A 20,209-nucleotide genomic window follows, 5' to 3' on the forward strand; every position below is an offset into this window, starting at 1 on the left:
TGGTACAAATTTGGTTTTTATTACATTTTATTTGCTCAGTGAAATTATCTGAACAGTTTTTTGTATAATATACGTTCTGCAAATCGAGGTTAGAAGGTTAAATGAGATGATTTTTTCCTGATCAATGGAAAATCTAACAATTAGAGTATGGAATCTAACATTTGACCAACGGAATCTAACAATTTTAAGGAGAAAACTAACAATTAGAGCATGAAAACTAACAATTTGTCAAAATATGTCGACGAATCAACCAAATAAAGGAACATCCCCTCCCTGCTATACTATCCCCCACGAAAAAAAGGCATATGAAGAGTCCATAACTTAGCTCTTCATACACCCTTAGTTACCATACATTTACATTTATTAGCGGTTCAACAGACTTCCAACATACTTCAATAGATCATTCGCAGACGCAGTATTATAACCATGCTCATCCACAAGACGAGCGATAACCTCATTTACTTTTTTCAATTGGTTTTCATCTGGAGTTTTCGTCGATGTAGTAATTTTCACTACATCTTTCAGATCAGCAAATAGCTTTTTCTGAATTGCTTCACGTAATCTTTCATGGGAATTGTAATCAAACTTCTTCCCTTTTCTTGCATAAGCAGAAATGCGGATCAAGATCTCTTCCCTGAATGCTTTTTTCGCATTTTCCGAGATTCCGATTTGCTCCTCAATCGAACGCATTAGTTTCTCGTCTGGATTCATTTCTTCCCCAGTTAAAGGATCACGAAGTTTATTTTTATTACAATATGCTTCTACGTTATCCAAATAATTATCCATTAATGTTTTCGCAGACTCTTCATAAGAATAGACAAATGCCTTTTGAACTTCTTTCTTTGCAATTTCATCATATTCTTTACGAGCAACAGAGATGAAATTTAAGTAACGCTCACGATCCTCTTTTGAAATAGATGCATGTTGATCAAGACCATCTTTAATAGAACGCAACACATCTAATGCATTTACCGTAGTTAATTCTTTCCGGATAATGGCTGATGATATTCTATTAATTACATAACGAGGATCAATTCCTTCCATCCCTTCATCAGCATACTCCTTCTTAAGTTCCTCCACATCTTGAGAACTAAAGCCCTCTACGTTTTGCCCATCGTAAAGCTTCAGTTTTTTCAGAGCATCGACACTACCATTTTGAGAGTCTTTTAACCGAGTTAAAATTGTAAAAATTGCAGCAATTTTTAATGCATGTGGCGCAATATGCACATCACCTATATCACTTTCTTTAATCATCTTCTCATAAATCCGCTCTTCCTCACTTACTCTTAGGTTATATGGAATCGGCATTACGATAATTCGAGAATGTAACGCTTCATTTTTCTTATTGGAGATAAACGATTTATACTCCGCTTCATTTGTATGTGCCACGATCATTTCATCTGCGGATATAAGTGCAAACCTTCCAGCTTTAAAGTTTCCTTCTTGCGTTAATGATAATAAGTGCCATAAGAACTTCTCATCACACTTTAACATTTCCTGGAACTCCATAATTCCACGATTCGCTTTATTCAACTCCCCATCAAATCGGTACGCACGAGGGTCTGATTCAGATCCATACTCCGCGATTGTGGAAAAATCAATACTTCCTGTTAAATCCGCAATATCTTGGGATTTGGGGTCTGAAGGACTAAATGTACCTACCCCCACACGCTTATCTTCAGAAAGAACAACACGTTCTACCATGACATCTTCTATTTTTCCTCCATACTCCTTCTCTAAGCGCATCACATTTAGTGGTGATAAGCTACCTTCGATTCTGATACCGAATTCATCATAAAAATCACTTCTCATGTGATGAGGAATAAGATGTAAAGGATCTTCGTGCATCGGACACCCTTTGATGGCATATACCGCCCCTCGATCCGTACGAGAGTATTCTTCTAGGCCACGCTTCAACATTGTAACGAGGGTAGATTTCCCCCCACTTACAGGACCCATTAAAAGGAGGATTCGTTTCTTTACATCTAATCTTCTTGCAGCAGAATGAAAATATTCTTCTACTAATCTTTCAAGTGCATCCTCTAAGCCAAATATTTGATTTTCAAAAAATTTGTACCTCTTCTGACCGTCCACTTCCTCAACACCCGCATCTTTAATCATGTTATAAATACGGGAGTGAGCTGTCTGAGCCACTTCCGGTCGCTCACGCAAAATGTCTAAATACTCTGCAAAAGTTCCTTCCCACTTTAGGCGCCCTTCTTCTTCACGGTGCATTTGAATCTTATTTAAAATTTCCAATTTTGGCCTCCTCCCAACACTAAATAAATACTATTAGACATCCATGGTTCATCTTATGCGTTCACCTAGCATAAGATTCTAGTCCTTTTAAATTTTTGAAACAAATAGTATAAATAATGGTGCTATTTCAGCTTGGTAAACTTATCGAATACATATTATGAAATCTTTCTTTTAATCTATGTGACCTATCATCACAGTATGACGTCCATCTAAAAAAACATAGTTTGAAAATTATTTTAAAATACTTCCCCATACATACCCTTTTTTCTGTAAAATGTTTGTATACACTGAAGAAAGATGGTATAAACAATGCGCCCTTTAACTGGTACTCTATTTATTTTAATTTTTATTATTTTCTTTTCTCTTATTACTCTATTTACTTTTGAAGAATGGCATGCTGCAAAATCATTACCTTTAGTATTAGATGAGTCCATTAATCTAACAGATTTTACTATTGCGAAAAATAGCGTCATTGTTGATTCGAATAATAACAAACTTTCAGATATATACTCCTCTGAAAATAGAATATATCTTCCTTATGAGGAAATTCCAAAGACAGTAGTAGACGCTTTACTAGCTGCAGAGGACCAACAATTTTTTTCACATAAAGGGTTTGACATAAAAGGAATAGCACGAGCACTTCTCGTTAACATTCAAAGTGACTCTTTAGAACAAGGGGGAAGTACTGTTACCCAGCAGCTAGTGAGAAATCTGTTTCTAACACATGACAAATCATATGAAAGAAAAATTTCCGAGCTTCTTTATGCATATCAGATGGAACAGCAGATGACAAAAGAGCAGATTATAGAGTTGTACGTAAATGTTATTTACTTCAAAAACGGCGTGTATGGGATGGAAGCAGCAAGTCGCTTCTATTTTAATAAAAAAGCAGATGATCTTACTGTTGCAGAAGTTGCCTTTTTGAGTGCTATTCCAAATAATCCAGAACGTTTCAATCCTCTGAAAAATAAAGAAAATACGCATGCACGGAAAGAATGGATTCTACTTAAAATGTTTGAAACACATGTTATCAATGAAGAAACATATATTGCGGCACTAGATGAGGAAATTTCATTAAACTTATATAAAAAAGTAGATTTATACCCAGATTATGTAACATATGTTTATCATGAATTACGTCAACTTGTTGGAGAAAAAGAGGGGTATTTCCAAAGAATGGACATGGAATCTAATGAAGAAAAACGAATGTTGCTACAAATCGAATTAGAAATGGCAGTAGCTGAGTTATTACAAGATGGGGTGACGATCGAAACGGCCTTTATTCCGCATATTCAACAAGAAGTATCGAAAGCTATCGATACAAATTTGAGTAACTCTAAGCTACAAGTTGGAACAACAGTCATCGATCATACTCAAAATGAGATCGTGGCTATCTCTGGCGGAGTTAACTATGAAAAGTTTGGGTTCCATCGCGCATATCAATCATTCCGTCAGCCAGGTTCAGCGATAAAGCCTCTTCTTGTTTATGCACCATATATAGAAGAAACTGGTTCTAATGCGAAAACAACGATTGATGCTTCCTCCTTTGTAAAAAATGGGTATCAACCACAAAACTATGGAAGAGCATCTTATGGACGAGTTTCTATGGAAGCTGCATTTAAACATTCCTATAATACGGCGGCAGTTAGAGTATTAGATACGATGGGAGTCACAACTGCTTTCGAGTATTTCTCACAATTAGGCTTTGAACGGGTTAGTATGAACGATATGATCCTTCCCGCAGCTCTTGGTGGAATAGAAAACGGTGTTTCCGTGTTGGAGATGACCCGTGCATACTCCACGTTTGCAACAGGTGGAGTTTATGAATCACCGAAAGCAATACGACGAGTGGTGGGAAATGATGGACGTGTCTTATATGCATGGGATTCAGATGGTGTTCAAGTGTTGAGCGAAGAAACAACCCTGGAAATCCGCAAAATGATGAACAAAGTAGTTACGGAAGGCACCGGAAGAAACGCTCACTTCTCTACTTCTGGATATATCGGTGGAAAAACGGGAACAACAAATAACTACCACGACTTATGGTTTGTAGGCTCAACAGATCGGTACACTTCTGGAATATGGCTGGGGTATGACACACCAAGCTCTATGAATAACGTTAATCAGCGCCTCCATTTAACTATCTGGAGAGCATATATGTCGCAAATAGAGAAGGTGGAGTGAGGGATCATAATATGTTCTGCGCGAGAAAAATGAGTCTTGGTCATAATGAAAGTGTAAAGCTGAGAAGCCGAACGATGTGTAAACATAGCGGAGGAAATATACGAAAACTCCGGCGGGATCAATAGGTAAAGGTGAGACCCCAAGAGTGCTTAAGCACTCGGCAGCTCACCAACCTCCCGCGGAAAGCGAAGTATATTTCCGTAGCGATAGTATACACAAGTATCATTTCGTTCGGAGTTACTACAACGGCAAACTAGCAATGATACTATTATAAAGCTTCAACAACGCCCACAGGACAGTCAATCCGAACGAAAACCAAAAGAAAGTATGAAAAAAGATAATTCCAATTAACGAAAAAGAAGATTGCGTTACACTCACTTTATAAATAAAAAAGATAAAAAAGGCTATGCAAGCAGCAACAAATACAGCAAGTATGAGCATGATGTGAAATGTTAACCCGATGGAAAGAATTCCACCAACAAGAAAGAACCAGGATCCTTTCCGAACACTTTTTAAATCACTACCCTCTTCATCCTTTGAAAAAAACAGTAACGAAACCTCATTAATTGTATCCGCTATTAACTTTAAAGCTGAAAATAACATAAAAAAGAATAGCCACAATAAGAACAGTAGCGTTAATTGAATTCCCCGTTCTGAAAAAAATTCAATCATCCCTTCATACAAACCTATTTGCATGAAATAGAGGACAAGATTTCTTTCACTATATATGGAAAGGGAAAGACTAAATAAAATGATAGAAAGTAACGGGAAATGACTAGTTAAATATGCATTTTTCATGATGCTTTTGCTCCTAAACAGTCGTTCAACCGAGTGAAAACAAACTCGGTTGAACTAGATTGATTATAGATGATGTGGCACGTTGTACGTATAAATCTTGTTACCAGTTGTTGGACTCTTATCTAAGTTAGCTCGACGAGTTCGATGGGCTTCTTTAAACTCATCTGAATTAACCCATGCTTCATACGATTCCCTTGTTTCCCATTTCGTTAAAACAATTTGATAGTTATCATTATCTTCTGGTGTGAGAAACATGAAATCTAAGCAACCAGGGATTTCTTTCATCTTTTCGGCACTATTAGAAAAACGATTTTCAACATTTTGTCTTCCTTCTTTCGGTACATGTAGTTCATTGAAAACAACAAACATAAGGTGACCTCCTTTTATTCTACAACTATTTAAATGGTGTAATAAAGTGGTTGATATGTAGAGTTCAATATAATAATTCGCTCAAGTTAATTATAAAGCAAGTTGGTTGCAATGAAAATATTTGTAGAGACAAACCTCTTTCATTTTCTTTTCTTTCCTTTTAAAACATGGTATATTGATTCATAGATAACATCAAAGGAGGATATTTTGATGGGATTATACTTAATTTTAGGAGTTTGCGTAGCATTTCTTGTAGCGATTTTTACTGCAGGTTATAACGACAACCCAAACAAAAATTAGTACTAAAAGCTACTTACCAAAATAGGTGAGTAGTTTTTTCTTTTTTAAGCAAATGATAGTCTTATTTTTTGCCTGTCCGAATATGGTGTAAGGAATACTATATGAGGTGGGATTGAAATGAAATGTTTTCTTTATCCTGATATTGGACGAGTGGATGAACCATTACAATTGCATATGGATGGATTAGAAGCGAATGAAACAATCAAAATGAAAATGACGATGGATCATCATACATTAGGAAAATGGAGCTCCACTGTCTCAACAAACGCGGACGAACATGGGAAACTATCCATTGGAGAAAATTGTAAGCAAGACAATAATATATTTTCTTTATTATTATGGAAACTACGACCTATTGATGGGAAAACTCCAACTAATTTCCCATCAAATAGCACAGATCCATTGAAACTACACATTGATATGGAGTCGAGTATTAGTCAACGAACAGAATCTCGAACTGTGATTCGACTCTTTAAAGAAGACTATGTTACGGAAGAGGCACTCCCAAACGATGTTCCGTTTTCAGGAACTTATTTTTATCCTAAAAACAAGCAGAAACTTCCTACTATCATATTATTTGGAAGCTATCATGGAGAACCTCCATTAGATGCTGCAGCACTATATGCATCACACGGTTATGGTGCCCTTGCAGTAAATTACACCAACAATGGAGCCACTGTTCCATTAGAAGACATAAACAAGGTTTTACAGTGGGTGAAAAACCATCCTTCAACAGATGAACAGAAAATTATTTTACATGGAACGGAGAAAGGCGCAGAGTTAGCACTAGTTGTTGCTTCCAAAGACCCTAGTATAAAAGGAGTTATTGCGAATTCTCCAACAAGTCATGTTTTCCAAAAAATACAGTCATCCAAACGAACAGCAGCTTGGACGGAGAACGGAGAAACTATTCCATTCGTACCATATCATTTCAGTTTACCGATGATGGTAACATCTTGGTTTAGAAAACAAAGGAAAGATACGGCATCCTTGGGAAATGTATGTGAAAAAAGTCTCGAGAAGTATGAAAAAAATGGAAAAATAGAAGCAGCGATCGAAGTGGAAAAAGTGAATGGTCCTCTTTTGTTGATTAGTGGAAAACAAGACGACTTCTGGCCGTCAGATTTGATGGCTCAAACAGTAACAGAACGTTTATCGAATAACTCCTTTCCCTATCCAGTAGAACATCTCTCCTATGAATTTTGCGGAGATAAGTTAACAGTGCCTTACCTCCCAACATTGACTAACAACGAAGGTGATTTTGAAAACGTACAGAAAGCTGTTTTAGGAGAAACTGCGTGGAATACCACCATAACATTTTTAACAAAGCATTTCCCACCAGCACGCATACAAACAGTTACCATTCCATTTAAACCAAGTGGGCGGTAAGTTAGTTAGCTGGCCAAACGGATAAATAGCCAGTCGGAGGAAATATACGAAGACTCCGGCGGGATTAAACAGCGAATACAAAGCTCCATCTTACACTTCACAAGCATTAATACAACAAGGGTGTTACATGTCGAAACATTCGTAACACCCTTACTTTATTTAATAATTAATTGAAATCTTAGATTTGTTCATTACGCGAATCCAATAGATGATACTTCTACATATTAACAATTTTACAAGTATACTTATGAACGAATGGTACCATGTCCAGCCCTTTTTCCACTTTATGAGTTTCGTTTTTTTTGCTGCTATCGTCTCAAAGATTATCAATGGAATCGCAAAAGGAAAGACCTTCGCCAATACTCCAATAGGCTTACTGTTAAGAGTCCATTGATTATAATAAAGTAACATTAACGGGTAATGTATAAAATCAAAAGGTAAATGGATTTTATATTTAGAAAAAAGCCGCACGGGGTATTTAAGATACCCTTTAGTAACCAATATTTTATCTGCATAGTAATTACCAATACAACTAACAAGATAAACAATAATCCAATCCTTAAATGAACGTTTTCCGATTGCGAATGGTAATAAAGCACTTCCTAAAGCGGTGATGATAAGTAAGAAATAATAGGAACCATATTTCTTTTTCAATGTATTTCACCTCCATGTATATCTTTTAGAAAATACTAGCTTTTTATTCAATGTACTAAAAAAAAGGAGAAATATAATCCTCCCTAGCATGACAAGCTTTCATAAATAAAGAGGGCAAGACCATACAAAATGGACTCGCCCTCTATAATTTTTCTGTATATGCAGGTAAAATGCACCTTTGAACACTCTATGTCAAGCTGCTAAATTGCTGTTGTCGCAATGCTTCATATACTAAAATAGCTGCTGTGTTAGATAAGTTTAACGAACGAATCTTATCCGTCTGTGGTATGCGAAAACAACGATCCTGATGAGCTTCAATTAAATCCGCTGGCAATCCCTTTGTTTCTTTGCCAAAAATAAAGAAATAGTCCGTCTCAAGATTGGAGTAATCGAATTCATGATAGTACTTTTTACCACTCGTTTCAATTAAAAAAAACTCTCCATCTGGATATTTAGAAAATAGTTCCTCAATATTATCATAATGATTCACTGTTACGTTTGGCCAATAATCACAACCTGCTCTTTTTAACATTCTATCATCAGTAGAGAAACCTAACGGATGAATTAAATGTAGCTGTGTATTCGTTCCAGCACAAGTACGAGCAATATTTCCTGTATTAGCTGGGATTTCTGGTTCATGTAGTACAACATGTAATGCCACTCTATCTTCACCTCTAATTTTGTAAACATCCTCGTAATCATATCATTTTCAATTTAGAAAAGGAAGATGTATACAAAATCTTCAGCAACCACGTTTTAAGTATTAGACTGCTTATCGAGTATGTGAAAAAATTTGTATTTTATATTTTCCGTCCAAGCGGTAGAATCCTCATATGCCCAATAGCGCATCCTACTATTTGCTGTATGTGCATTAACGAGAGGAAAACCATCACCATCTTTTGCAACAACTACAGTCGTATGATCCCAACGTCCATCTCCATTAAAATCATAGCATATAATATCCCCTCGCATGAGTTCATCTGCACTTGACACCTCTCGAGCCTGAAGACCAGTTTTTGCTCCACTAAAATACCATCGCAGCGCGTGCGCAACAGTCCAGCTATAGCTCCAGCTTTTATTACGATACCACCATCCGTTTGCACGATCAGGGTGACCAATCATAGGCGCACCACCTGCTTGTAGGCACTGAGAAATAAAGTTTGTACAATCATTCTCAAATTTCTTGTACTCAGGATTAAAATCATTCCACCATCGTTCTGCATACCTAACAACAGCCAGCCGGTCATAGTTGTAATCCACTCTTGACCTATCTCCCTGTCTATCATTAAAAACCTGTCGAAAGCTCGATGGATCAGGTAGATCTTTATCTACCACTCCATCACGATGGATCTGATAATCATCAATTACTTCTCCATCTTCAATTACTGCTCTACGTAATTGAATCTGCTCCTCAATATAAAGTTTTTCGCACTGTTTGATTACGTGCTGTAATGTAAGCCCATAATCAACAATCGATCTATTATAAAACTTTTGTTCTCGAACAATATAGCCATCCACGATATTTTTAACAATCTCCGCTTTACGTTTTTGTAAATTTTTATGCTTTCGTTGTAAGGCAAACATATCATTTTCACGAATAAATGAACCTGCTCTCTCCCCATCAACAAAGCATTGATGACAATCTTCTACGTACCTCTTGACTACTTCAATGCTTGAACTCAACACTTTCCCCTCCTTTTTCTCCTTTTACTATCCTATTCATGCATACGGAAAATAAATGATAAAAAAATGAAGAGTTTATCATATATACCTGAAAATTTCGTGATCACATTAACCCATAATTATAATGAATACTAACTGTGTGAGCTCATATTCCATTCGCTACTGCCCACTCCCTATCCTGAGGGGAGTTGCCGAGCCTTCTGCAGTCCTTCTTCGCACTTAAGTCTCTCCCCTCCTCTACTCTGCTTCCCACAGGAGTTCCGTGGACAATCGCTCATTGCATATAAAGTGGTAAGTTGTTAACCACGTCATAACAATTTTCATCCGCAATGGTGAATTTTTATTGTTACTCTTTGCTGGTATAAAAAGAGAGAACTCCAAAAGTCGAATTCAAAGCCATTGAAAGCCTTAGATTCGAGTTCCTTTTGGAGTCCTCTTCATAGTATATGAGATTACGATATTTTTTCTATCGCGCCTTCTAGCCTTAGTAAATACTCTTTCTTATCTAAACCTCCACCATAGCCAACCATAGATCCATTACTACCAATTACCCGGTGACATGGAATAATGATTGGTACAGGGTTTTGGTTATTCGCACCACCAATCGCTCTCACTGCTTTTGGTGCACCTATCTCAATTGCTATATCTTTATATGATCTAGTTTCACCATAGTAAATGTCTTTTACTTTATTCCAAACAAGAGTCTGAAATCTTGTTCCGTATAAGTCTATGGGCAAATCAAAGTTCGTTCTTTCGCCTCGAAAGTACTCTTCTAACTGACAAATTGGCTCCTGTAATTGTTGAAAGTCCTCAACCAGTTCTACATTCATTAACCGTTTTTTTAACCAAGTATCAATATTTGAGCAAGTTTCCTTAATGGAGCCAAATTCGATAAAACAAATGCCACGCTCTGTTTTTCCAATCGTTAACACACCTATTGGACTATCCATTTCGGCATAGTAAATGTACGGTCGCTTAACCATTTCTTACCCCCACTTTCGAACACAGATATTACATTTTTTTAAAACTATGAATACAGGTTTCCCACTTACCATACCATCATTTCTTACGCTGATAAATAGTTTCAAGCCCTTTAGAAATCTCTTCAACAGCGTCCTTATCATCTTCTTTTTCCAAAGCTAGATTTAATCGCTTCTCCGATTCTTCTCCACCAATTTCCCCTATTGCCCATGCTGCCGTTCCTCGTATTACCGGTCGAGGATCATTTTTCAACAATTCATAGAGAGTAGGCAATGCGCTTTCCTCTTTATAATGAGCTAACGCAATAATTGCATTTCGTTGAATTGGTTTTTTGCCACGCCATGACCCTGAAACATGCCCGAACTTTTCCTTAAATTCACGATTACTTATCGTTAATAACGGTAGTAATCTAGGTTTCGCTAGATCAGGATCAGGTTCCATCTCTTCATGATGATGGTGATCTTTCCCTTTATTTTCGGGGCAGACAACCTGACACGTATCACATCCGTAAAGACGATTACCTAACTTTTTCCGATATTGATCCGGTAAAAAATCCTTTGTTTGTGTTAAAAAAGCAATGCACTTATTGGAATCTAATTGCCCACCTTGAACAAGTGCTCCTGTGGGACACGCGTCTACACATTTGTTACATTCCCCACATTGGTCCTCTATAGGAGTGTCTACAGGTAAACTTAGTGTTGTGATCATCTCCCCTAAGTACACATATGAACCAAACTCTGGGGTTATAACAGCACAATTTTTCCCACTCCAACCAATACCTGCCCTCTCTGCTACCGCACGATCTGACAATTCTCCTGTATCCACCATGGATAAGCATCTTGTATCAGGAACACGCTCTACAATAAATTCTTCAAGAGCTTTTAATTTCCTTCTTAAAATATGGTGGTAATCCTCCCCCCAAGATGCTCTGCAAAAAATTCCACGACGATCTCCCTTCACAGAGCGGGGAGCATTTTTCAAACGGGAAGGGTAGGCTAATGCAATAGAAATAATTGTTTTCGCTACTGGTAATAACTTTGCAGGTGTGGTTCGTTCTTCTATTGTTCCTTTTTCAAATCCAGATTCATATCCTAATTGTTGTTGGTCCTTCAACCGCTCGCGAAATAGGACAAAGGGGTCCACTGCGGCAAACCCAATTTTGTCGATGCCTATACTCTTACTGTATGCAATGATCTCTGACTTTAGCTGGGCATTTACCACAGTTTTCACCTACTTTCTTTTATTTTCTACTTTATTTCACAATTTCTCAAAGTATAACTTGTGTATATCTTTCATTGTACATGTAATGAACGCATGAAAAAAGTAGCGTTCCATGGAACACTACTTTGAGTTTATGTTTTTGGAGCGGGTGATGAGAATCGAACTCACGACATCAGCTTGGAAGGCTGAGGTTTTACCACTAAACTACACCCGCTTATTTGCGTTTTCTACTCATAACGCTGTACACATTATTATCTTTAAATAACTTTTTTTGATGATGTTTGTATTTTACTACTTATAAAAGAGCATGTCAAATGGATTGAAGAAGTTTATTGATTAGTTTTTTGATAAAAAAGCTAAATGGCTCTTATATCTTGGTTTTTATTTGCTTTTCTATAATTTTTTACACTCAGTGGATGATTATGAGCTAGTTTTTGTCCCTAATTGTGCTATCAGTTATCAGGTAACTGGTTAAACTAACAAATCTAGTCGGTTTTAAGCTATTTTGATGCTAGCCTGAATGGATTCATTCCCTGGCATTTTGTATATCTAACAATTGAGTCTTACTATCTAACAATTTAACGGTGATATCTAACAATTCGAAACTAAATACTAACAATTAGAGCCTAAATACTAACAATTTGTCGAATGTAAAATTAAAAGGCACCGAAAAAGCTATGCTTTTTCAATGCCCTCAAGTAACCTATGCACTCCCACAACAGGAGAAACTCACATCAATGCGCATGATCTCCCGCAATCTCCAGCTTCTCATCTAGAATACCCTGAACTCGATACGAAATAATCTCGCTAGAACCAAATAAATAAGCATGATTGTATGGGCCAGCCATTGGGTTATCAGAGAAAGTCGGACGAATCGATGCTAAGAACTCGTACAATTCCTCACTAATTTCGTCCTCTAACCAAATTAACGGAGTGTGCTTCCCTAAGTGCCCTAAAGGAGCACCAGCAATCGCAAACATCGGTGAATTCAACGAAGCAAACGACAAACCATGTCCAGGCTCCCCTTGCCCCCAGCCAACCTGAGTAGCATCATCTCGGAAAACCGCAAACTCAACGGACATCTCCGCAGGTGTGGAACCACCAATACGTTGAACAGATCCAAACTCCTCCAACTCCTCAACCACAGAAGCTGAAATCACATCCTCCGAACCCATCACAAAAATGCTAGCATTCCCATCACGTTTTTCCAAAGCCGCCCTAGTCACCTCAGGCACCTCATCCGTCACAAACAGAACCGACTCGTTCATATGCGCAATCCACTGCCCCGCGATGATCGAATACTCCTTCGCACTCTCATCAATAGAAGCAATAATCACACTCTCATGGACTTCTCCAATGATTTCGGAAAACATTTGTTCAACATCTACTGCAAACTGTATCGCATCGTTCCCTGGAAGATGTTCTACAGCAAACCCATCCAACTGAGCAAGAACTTCTTCCTCCACATCTCCCATTACCATAACTTCCGTACCATTCACATTGCCCTTAGGCTGTAAACGGTGAATTTCATTCATCACTGATTCAGGGATTTCTCCATTTTCCGTATATAAAATTGGTCCATCATTCGGATGATGAATAAGTGTTGTACTCGCTAAAGCAATTCCCCAGTTTTCTAGCGGCGCTAGAATTACTGTTCCTGGCTGATTCTGCTCATGTGTAGCAGGCCAGATTAACTGAGACACCCAAATAGAAAAAGTAATCGGATCCTCTGCATCTAAACGAGTTGTATTTTTCATCTGATGATGCAATAAGTTCTGCATCGCATTCTCGTTGAAGTTCGAAGGTGCGTTTGCAAAGTCATTATGTGCGTCGTCACTATGACCATGATCGTGATGATCACCATGATCCGCTCCATGACCTTCACCGTGTTCCTCATCGTTTCCTTCTGTTTCTTCTTGCTCACTATCCGTATTTGAATGAGTATTTCCTCCGTGTGCCCCATCATTTTGGCATCCTAATAAGAATAATGGAAGAAGCACCAAAAGAATTAGCAAAAATAACTTTTTCATTTCTTCACTCCTACTTTTTTTATGTTGTTACGATAGTTTTTAATCTTTTATGTTTCCTTAATCAATTTACACAGAAAAAGTGAAGAAAGTATGAAGATAAAACACAATATATTTCCTTTTTCAAAAATCCGATGTTTTTTTATAAAAAAATCGGTTATTGGTACTAATAAAGAGACATTCTAAAAAATGATAACTATAAAATTAGGAGTGTTTTGCTATGAAATATAATGAAGTTAACAATCGACAAACAAATGGACAACCCCCACAGCATCAAAACCACCAGCCTGGTTTTGAAACAGAAATGAATCCTAAACCAATTTATGAAGACCCCAATTACAAAGGTAGCGGGAAATTAAAAGATAAAGTGGCATTTATCACTGGAGGCGACAGTGGAATTGGTCGCGCTGTTGCCATTGCATTTGCCAAAGAAGGGGCCAAGCTTACCATAACGTATTTAGATGAAGAACAAGATGCACAGATAACAAAGGAAGAAGTAGAGAAGTACGGTGGGGAATGTCTCACAATTGCAGGAGATATTGGCGACAAATCCTTTTGTGAGAACGCCATTCAACAAACGGTAGATAAATTTGGTGGATTAGACATTTTAATTAATAATGCGGCAGAACAGCATTATCAAGAAAAAATCGAGGATATTACAGAAGAACAAATGGAGCGAACGTTCAAAACGAATATTTTTTCCTGCTTCCATTTAACAAAAGCAGCAATGCCACATTTAAAAAAAGGAAGTGCGATTATCAATTCAGCTTCCATTGTGGCTTACAAAGGAAATCCTGTATTAATGGATTATGCTTCAACAAAAGGAGCAATGATTGCTTTCACAAGATCTTTATCTGAGAACATTGTATCAAAAGGAATCCGTGTGAATGCGGTGGCTCCTGGTCCCATCTGGACACCACTCATCCCTGCATCGTTCCCTGCAGATCAGGTAGCCAAATTCGGCGTAAACACTCCAATGGGGCGTCCTGGTCAACCTGCGGAGTTAGCACCAAGTTACGTTTATCTAGCGTCAGACGATTCCTCGTACGTATCAGGACAAGTTATTCACGTAAATGGTGGATCTATCGTAAACGGATAAACATGTAAGGCTCATAACAAAGAGGGATCGTTTCCTCTCTTCTGTTATGAGCCTTTTGATTATTGATGTTGTACCTACAAAACAAACAAAATCCCGTTCCCTGACGGATCTCTTCCAAATAGACCACCCTCCCGATTTTCCACCTCAATGTCGTTCTGCACTAATTTACCCATAATGCTCTCCATCTCTTCCATGGAAGGCACGGTAATTGTAAAGTACTCCATTTGAACAACAGATGATGGTGGTTGTGGTGCTCCCACACCTGCCCATGTATTTAAACCTAAATGATGATGATAATCTCCTCCTGCAATAAAGAGGGCGTGATCAGCAATTTCTATTTTGATAGGAAAACCAAGAATGTTATGGTAAAAATCCTTTGTTTTCTCCATATCAGCAACATGTACATGGACATGCCCTAGGATTGTATCTTGATGCAATCCACTCCAATTTTCTCCAATAGCTTCCGCTAACAATCCTTGTACATCTAACGGATCACTGGCAACAGCTAGTGTTCCATCTTGGTTCACTTTCCAACTTTCTTTTGGTCTGTCGGCATAAATTTCAATTCCATGACCGTCTGGATCACGCAAATAAACCGCTTCACTAAACAAATGATCCGACGCCCCATCAAGTCTGTATTGTGAGTTCAATAAGTGCTGTAAAGATATAGCAAGTTCTTTTCGATTCGGAACTAAAATTGCAAAGTGATACAAACCAGTTGTTCGGTGTTGATTGATTGTTGCATCACTCTGCTCCCTTAACTCTACTAGTGTTGTTTTCCCATCAGCAGTGAGTGACACGAAATCGTCACATTTATCCAACACTGTAAAACCTAATAGTTTTGTATAAAAATCAATAGAATCTTGTATATTTTGAACGGTAAGTTTTATCTTTCCAATCCCTATCTTAGGGGAAATCTCCTTTTGTACCATTATAATTCCACCTTTTAATTACTTTTCGTAAGTAACTATATAATATACCGGTGGAGTTGTCAAAGAAATTATACTCTTTTTTTTCAAAAAAATATGAAATAAAATCCGTATGAAATATTGTTTTTGGGAAAAATTACAGTTATGGAGGTGATAATAATGGCTAATAACAACAATAACAACAACCGTGCGAACCGCAACAATAACAACAATAACAATAACAACAACAACTTAGATGTAAATGCAAATGCGGAATTCGCAAATGAGAATGAATTCAACAACAACAACAATAACAACAACGCAAGAAATAATAGAAACAACCGTAACAACAATAACAACAACTAAATATACTTAACCCTCTCGATAGCCTCCTTACATACGTAGGGGGCTATTTTTCTATTAATTTGATTTATCTAATGGATCGGAGTTTATCTTCCAATGCCTGCAAATCATGATATTCTTCTAAATAATTATTTATAATTGGCATGGACTCAAATACATCAACGTAGATACCTTCTCTCACTTTTACAACATGCTCTGCTCGGTTATGGTCTGGGTTCGTTAACACAATACTCTCACTTAACTGCCCTTCCATTCGCTCTGAAATGAACTGCATAGATTGATCCTGGTCAATCTCAATCATATAAGCATCACTTGATCTACTATACGTGGTAGCACCAATCGGATTTTTTCGTAAAAACAAAATGTATTGCTTGGTAGGATCCGGTGTTTTATATTCTGGACTCGGAACCATAACATTACTTATATGCTTGCCAGCATGATCATGGACTGCTACTTCAAAACCATAGTATAGAATCGGATGAATTTCCCCTACTATATTCCCTTTAAAAACTTCATCTACTTGAAATTCATAAAGATGTCCTTCTGCATACAAATGATCATCAGGCAAGTCACCTATTCTGATCATGTTTTCTTTGCTTAGTATATCTCCGAAAGAGCCTTTCACTATTAACTCTGTTTTTCTAATTAGCTCATCCAAATCAGCAGGTGGTGGTTCTTCATCACCTGAAATGGAAACTTCATAAACTATGGGCTCTGCTACTTCTTCGTTATTATCACAAGCATGCAAAAATAAAAGGAATGGTAACACAAGCAATGATATATGCTTCCTTTTCTTCATCGGGATCCCCCTCTTTTTTTTGGCCCTTGTTAAAAGGAAAAAACGTTTTTTGCCTTCCGATATAGAAGTATTTCAAATACAATTTACTCTTATTATAGGACGAATGATTTCTTCTAGAGGTTTCATTCTATTTAGTTCTCTGATTTCCCATGAAAATTCATTGTAAAAGAGAGGATTAACTGGATATTTATGTTAAAATAAAGATATGTAATTATACGGACATTATATACCACCCACTTTTAACAATTTATTAAAAGTAGAGTCAGTATTTTGAGGGTTTGGAGGGATTATATGAAATTATTATGGTTAATTCTTACTTTACTACCTGCACCATTTCTTTTTCACTTTTTTGAATATGGACATCGCATTGCCATTGAACATCCTTTTCTACTTTTAGGTACCATACTGTATATTGTCATAACTGGTGTATTGGCTGGTCATATAAAAATTCGATACATTATATTGGTTCATGTTATTACAGGGATTTTCTCCTATCTTTTGGCTATGTCTCTAATCCCTGACGACGGTGCCTGGTTTAAGCCATTAAGTAGAGATCCGGTAATTATAATCACTGCAATTATTTTCTTCGTTGGACAATTATTAGTTAGTCTTTTTACCAGAATACTATTTGTGAAAAAATAACTAAACTATCTTATTACTGAAAAAATGGTCTAGCGATTCCTGTATTAGTAACTGGAATGCTAGCTCAAATGGATTGCAATCCTAAAAGAGAGGGGGGGATTTCATGCCTCAAGGTGACATTGCTTTAATAACCATTCTTTCCTTAATGTTTGTTTTTATAGTTGGAGTAGTATTGCTAATTGTACTTTGGTTTAAAAGTAGTTATAGAGAAAAGGATATTAAAATCAAAGAACTAAAAAGAGAAATTGAAGAACTAAAAAAACGAACTTCAAGTTAGGAAGCATCCTTTTGGAACAAACGAGAAGCGAGAGTAGAACTCAAAATGAATAGAGATATGCTTAGTTTTATAAGAATCTAAGTTGTGAATTTGTGAAGGTTTGTTCTTTCACAAGTGGAAAGCTATTACTTTATAAGACACGCTTTTTTAATTATAAAGAGGTGAAGTATATCTATTAAATAATTGGAGTGACGACAATGGAGAAGGATACAGAAAATCAAATTTTAAATGAACTAAAAAATATAAATAAGTCGTTACATGATATTAACATTAAAATAGATAACATAGATAGTGAGGGTAAACCAACCTTTATTTTATGGGATGTTATAAGGTCCTTGTTAATCGGAGTTTTTATTGTAGGTCCTGCCATAGTAGTAGTGGTAGTTATCATTCAAATCATTAGCAGTTGGATATTTAACTAAAGGGTAACAATAGTGAAGAAGCCTTTGGTGCTGTTGCTGCGCGAAAGGGAAGATTATTTTAGTTGGTGGACTGTTTCACATTTTGTAGGAATATGATAAGCAACTATTAAAAACAATGAGGCTGGGTCATAACGAAAGTGTAGCACGGAAAAGACGACCGATTGGTAACCTTAGCGGAAGAAAAATACGAAGACTCCGGTGGGATCAAAAGGCAAAGGTGAGACCCCAAGAGTGCATAAGCACTCGGCGGCTCACCAGCCACGGAACCTGTGATTATTAGAACTTCAATTGTTTTCCCGTATAGTCCATATAAGAGTGCTCTGATGCAACTTGTTTTTTACCCTCGATCATATCTACTAAGTCTGTTGCAACTTGTTCCGGATCGAGGGGTGCTTTCTCTCCACCCATATCCGTGTGCATCCAGCCTGGGTGAACGGAATAAACAGCAGCGTGTTTATAAGCCAACCTTAGTTTCTCCGAAAACATGTTAAGAGCTGCTTTCGACATTCCATAAAAGTAATCGCTACCATATGTATTGGTAATGCTTCCTGCATCAGAGGAGATGTTCATCAGTATTGGTGCGTCGCTCATCAGAGGAAGGAAATGCTTCACCACTCGAATCGGACCGAAAGTGTTTATTTCAAAGGTCTTCAACCCCTCTTCCAAATCTAACTCCGTCACTTCTTTATCTCGACTGTATAGTACTCCCGCGTTATTTATGATTGCGTGTAAAACAAGGTCTTCACTCTTTAACGTTTCCTTCGCTTGACCCACACTTTCTTCTCCACCCACATCCATCTTCAGTGTGATTATTTGATCCGAATGTTTTTCTTTCAACTGCTCAAGATCTAGGGAAGTAGAACGAGACGCTGCGATGACACGATGACCTCTCTTTACACCTTCTTTTACCAATGCTAAACCTAACCCTCGGTTTGCTCCTGTAACTAATATGTTCAATATAATCACTCCTATTTCTTGATAATCAGGCTTTGTATCCGTAACTGAACCGATACTTTTTTCATAGTAATATTATAGCTTCGAATTAAAACGAGGTGAAAGTATGAATCACCATATTTATTATACCGCTCTAGGAGATTCGTTAACAGCTGGGATAAGTGGTCTCTTCAAAAAAGGATTTGTGCAAAAATATGCTTCTCTCCTTGAAAACCATCTACAGCGACCAGTCATTCCACATATTTTTGCAAAACCACGAATAACTTCGTCTTATTTACTAAACATGATGCGAACAAATCCAGAAATTTATCGAAGCATTTACCATTCTTCCGTCATAACCATTACGATAGGTGGCAATGATCTTCTACAAGCAAATCGAGCATACAACAAAACGAAGGATTTTCGTGTATTTGAAAAAGCCTATTACACGTATTATGAAAATATCACGAAGATCATCCAGTTGATACAGTCCATTAAGAAGCAGTCAAATGATTCCGAATACGTGATCCAATTTATTGGTGTCTATAACCCTTTCCCTAATTTACCTTATGGAGACCATTGGGTACACCAATTTAATTCGTTATTAGCTTCTTTTTCAAACGAAAACATCATTTATGTGGATGTACATTCACCGTTTTCTCAATACGGGAAAAAAGTATTGTCGCTAGGAATTCACCCTAATGGAAAAGGCTACGAAGTCATGGCAAACCAGCTGTTTCAATCGTTGAATACAGATAGAGACACATCATAGATTTACTTTTAATGGCAAGGCGGAACCTTGCCATTTTTTATACTTTAAGAAAGTTTAACTTCGCTAAAGGATTAAAGTATAAGATATACTAAGGCTTTCGCCATTAAGGACTTGGCGATAAGCCAAGTT

General features: G+C 37.2%; 20 protein-coding genes and 1 tRNA gene. 8 read left to right on the forward strand and 13 right to left on the reverse strand.

The window, feature by feature from the left end; translation table 11 throughout:
* Positions 1 to 363: 363 nt before the first annotated feature.
* Positions 364 to 2,259, reverse strand: a complete 1,896-nt coding sequence (locus tag ACERII_RS09720) for a PrkA family serine protein kinase (RefSeq protein WP_373641919.1) — start codon at positions 2,257 to 2,259, stop codon at positions 364 to 366.
* Between the two features lie 309 nt (positions 2,260 to 2,568).
* Between ACERII_RS09720 and ACERII_RS09725 the strand changes: the two genes are divergently transcribed.
* The gene (locus ACERII_RS09725) at positions 2,569 to 4,443 is read left to right on the forward strand and encodes a transglycosylase domain-containing protein (RefSeq protein ID WP_373641921.1); all 1,875 of its coding nucleotides are present in this window, start codon (positions 2,569 to 2,571) and stop codon (positions 4,441 to 4,443) included.
* Positions 4,444 to 4,683: 240 nt separating this feature from the next.
* Here ACERII_RS09725 and ACERII_RS09730 read toward each other — a convergent pair whose 3' ends face one another.
* A complete protein-coding gene (locus ACERII_RS09730; protein WP_373641923.1) occupies positions 4,684 to 5,241 on the reverse strand; it encodes a DUF5366 family protein in 558 nt (185 codons plus the stop codon).
* Positions 5,242 to 5,304: 63 nt separating this feature from the next.
* Entirely contained in the window at positions 5,305 to 5,610 is a 306-nt protein-coding gene (locus tag ACERII_RS09735; RefSeq protein ID WP_373641925.1) for an antibiotic biosynthesis monooxygenase family protein, read from the reverse strand.
* 417 nt (positions 5,611 to 6,027) lie between these two features.
* Between ACERII_RS09735 and ACERII_RS09740 the strand changes: the two genes are divergently transcribed.
* Positions 6,028 to 7,299 carry an acyl-CoA thioester hydrolase/BAAT C-terminal domain-containing protein gene (locus ACERII_RS09740; protein WP_373641926.1) on the forward strand — a complete coding sequence of 424 codons (1,272 nt, stop codon included), beginning with the start codon at positions 6,028 to 6,030 and terminating at the stop codon, positions 7,297 to 7,299.
* A gap of 159 nt (positions 7,300 to 7,458) precedes the next feature.
* Here ACERII_RS09740 and ACERII_RS09745 read toward each other — a convergent pair whose 3' ends face one another.
* The 7 genes from ACERII_RS09745 to ACERII_RS09775 form a co-directional block, all read right to left on the reverse strand.
* Positions 7,459 to 7,953 (reverse strand): CBO0543 family protein, encoded by a 495-nt coding sequence (locus ACERII_RS09745; protein WP_373641928.1) that lies wholly within the window; start codon positions 7,951 to 7,953, stop codon positions 7,459 to 7,461.
* Between the two features lie 187 nt (positions 7,954 to 8,140).
* Positions 8,141 to 8,614: a tRNA (uridine(34)/cytosine(34)/5-carboxymethylaminomethyluridine(34)-2'-O)-methyltransferase TrmL gene (trmL, locus tag ACERII_RS09750; RefSeq protein WP_373641930.1), complete on the reverse strand. Its 474-nt coding sequence runs from the start codon at positions 8,612 to 8,614 to the stop codon at positions 8,141 to 8,143.
* 95 nt (positions 8,615 to 8,709) lie between these two features.
* Positions 8,710 to 9,636 carry an amidase domain-containing protein gene (locus ACERII_RS09755; RefSeq protein WP_373641932.1) on the reverse strand — a complete coding sequence of 309 codons (927 nt, stop codon included), beginning with the start codon at positions 9,634 to 9,636 and terminating at the stop codon, positions 8,710 to 8,712.
* Between the two features lie 452 nt (positions 9,637 to 10,088).
* Positions 10,089 to 10,619 carry a methylated-DNA--[protein]-cysteine S-methyltransferase gene (locus tag ACERII_RS09760; protein ID WP_373641933.1) on the reverse strand — a complete coding sequence of 177 codons (531 nt, stop codon included), beginning with the start codon at positions 10,617 to 10,619 and terminating at the stop codon, positions 10,089 to 10,091.
* Positions 10,620 to 10,695: 76 nt separating this feature from the next.
* Positions 10,696 to 11,838, reverse strand: a complete 1,143-nt coding sequence (gene queG / locus ACERII_RS09765; protein ID WP_373641934.1) for a tRNA epoxyqueuosine(34) reductase QueG — start codon at positions 11,836 to 11,838, stop codon at positions 10,696 to 10,698.
* A 140-nt stretch (positions 11,839 to 11,978) separates the two neighbouring features.
* Positions 11,979 to 12,052 (reverse strand) — tRNA-Gly (locus ACERII_RS09770).
* Positions 12,053 to 12,572: 520 nt separating this feature from the next.
* On the reverse strand, positions 12,573 to 13,868 hold the full coding sequence (locus ACERII_RS09775) for a cell wall-binding repeat-containing protein (protein ID WP_373641935.1): 1,296 nt from the start codon (positions 13,866 to 13,868) through the stop codon (positions 12,573 to 12,575).
* 217 nt (positions 13,869 to 14,085) lie between these two features.
* On the opposite strand from ACERII_RS09775, the gene ACERII_RS09780 reads away from it, so the two are divergent.
* Positions 14,086 to 14,964 carry an SDR family oxidoreductase gene (locus tag ACERII_RS09780; RefSeq protein ID WP_373641937.1) on the forward strand — a complete coding sequence of 293 codons (879 nt, stop codon included), beginning with the start codon at positions 14,086 to 14,088 and terminating at the stop codon, positions 14,962 to 14,964.
* Positions 14,965 to 15,038: 74 nt separating this feature from the next.
* On the opposite strand, the gene ACERII_RS09785 is transcribed toward ACERII_RS09780, so the two are convergent.
* Positions 15,039 to 15,896: a VOC family protein gene (locus ACERII_RS09785; protein WP_373641938.1), complete on the reverse strand. Its 858-nt coding sequence runs from the start codon at positions 15,894 to 15,896 to the stop codon at positions 15,039 to 15,041.
* A gap of 156 nt (positions 15,897 to 16,052) precedes the next feature.
* Here ACERII_RS09785 and ACERII_RS09790 point away from each other — a divergent pair, with 156 nt between their 5' ends.
* On the forward strand, positions 16,053 to 16,238 hold the full coding sequence (locus ACERII_RS09790; protein WP_373641940.1) for a hypothetical protein: 186 nt from the start codon (positions 16,053 to 16,055) through the stop codon (positions 16,236 to 16,238).
* 64 nt (positions 16,239 to 16,302) lie between these two features.
* On the opposite strand, the gene ACERII_RS09795 is transcribed toward ACERII_RS09790, so the two are convergent.
* Positions 16,303 to 17,034 (reverse strand): hypothetical protein, encoded by a 732-nt coding sequence (locus ACERII_RS09795; protein ID WP_373641941.1) that lies wholly within the window; start codon positions 17,032 to 17,034, stop codon positions 16,303 to 16,305.
* A gap of 291 nt (positions 17,035 to 17,325) precedes the next feature.
* Here ACERII_RS09795 and ACERII_RS09800 point away from each other — a divergent pair, with 291 nt between their 5' ends.
* From ACERII_RS09800 to ACERII_RS09810, 3 genes are all read left to right on the forward strand, one after another.
* On the forward strand, positions 17,326 to 17,676 hold the full coding sequence (locus tag ACERII_RS09800) for a hypothetical protein (RefSeq protein ID WP_373641943.1): 351 nt from the start codon (positions 17,326 to 17,328) through the stop codon (positions 17,674 to 17,676).
* 103 nt (positions 17,677 to 17,779) lie between these two features.
* Positions 17,780 to 17,953: a hypothetical protein gene (locus tag ACERII_RS09805; protein WP_373641945.1), complete on the forward strand. Its 174-nt coding sequence runs from the start codon at positions 17,780 to 17,782 to the stop codon at positions 17,951 to 17,953.
* A 197-nt stretch (positions 17,954 to 18,150) separates the two neighbouring features.
* Complete coding sequence (locus tag ACERII_RS09810) at positions 18,151 to 18,375, forward strand: hypothetical protein (RefSeq protein WP_373641947.1); 225 nt, start codon at positions 18,151 to 18,153, stop codon at positions 18,373 to 18,375.
* A 276-nt stretch (positions 18,376 to 18,651) separates the two neighbouring features.
* Here the strand turns inward: ACERII_RS09810 and ACERII_RS09815 are convergent, their stop codons facing one another.
* Entirely contained in the window at positions 18,652 to 19,332 is a 681-nt protein-coding gene (locus ACERII_RS09815) for an SDR family oxidoreductase (protein ID WP_373641949.1), read from the reverse strand.
* Positions 19,333 to 19,435: 103 nt separating this feature from the next.
* Here ACERII_RS09815 and ACERII_RS09820 point away from each other — a divergent pair, with 103 nt between their 5' ends.
* Positions 19,436 to 20,080, forward strand: coding sequence for a GDSL-type esterase/lipase family protein (locus ACERII_RS09820; protein ID WP_373641950.1), 645 nt, complete (start codon positions 19,436 to 19,438; stop codon positions 20,078 to 20,080).
* Positions 20,081 to 20,209 lie beyond the last annotated feature (129 nt).

Origin of the sequence: Evansella sp. AB-rgal1 (assembly GCF_041820985.1) — a bacterium.
In the GTDB taxonomy this organism is placed as follows: domain Bacteria; phylum Bacillota; class Bacilli; order Bacillales; family Salisediminibacteriaceae; genus Evansella.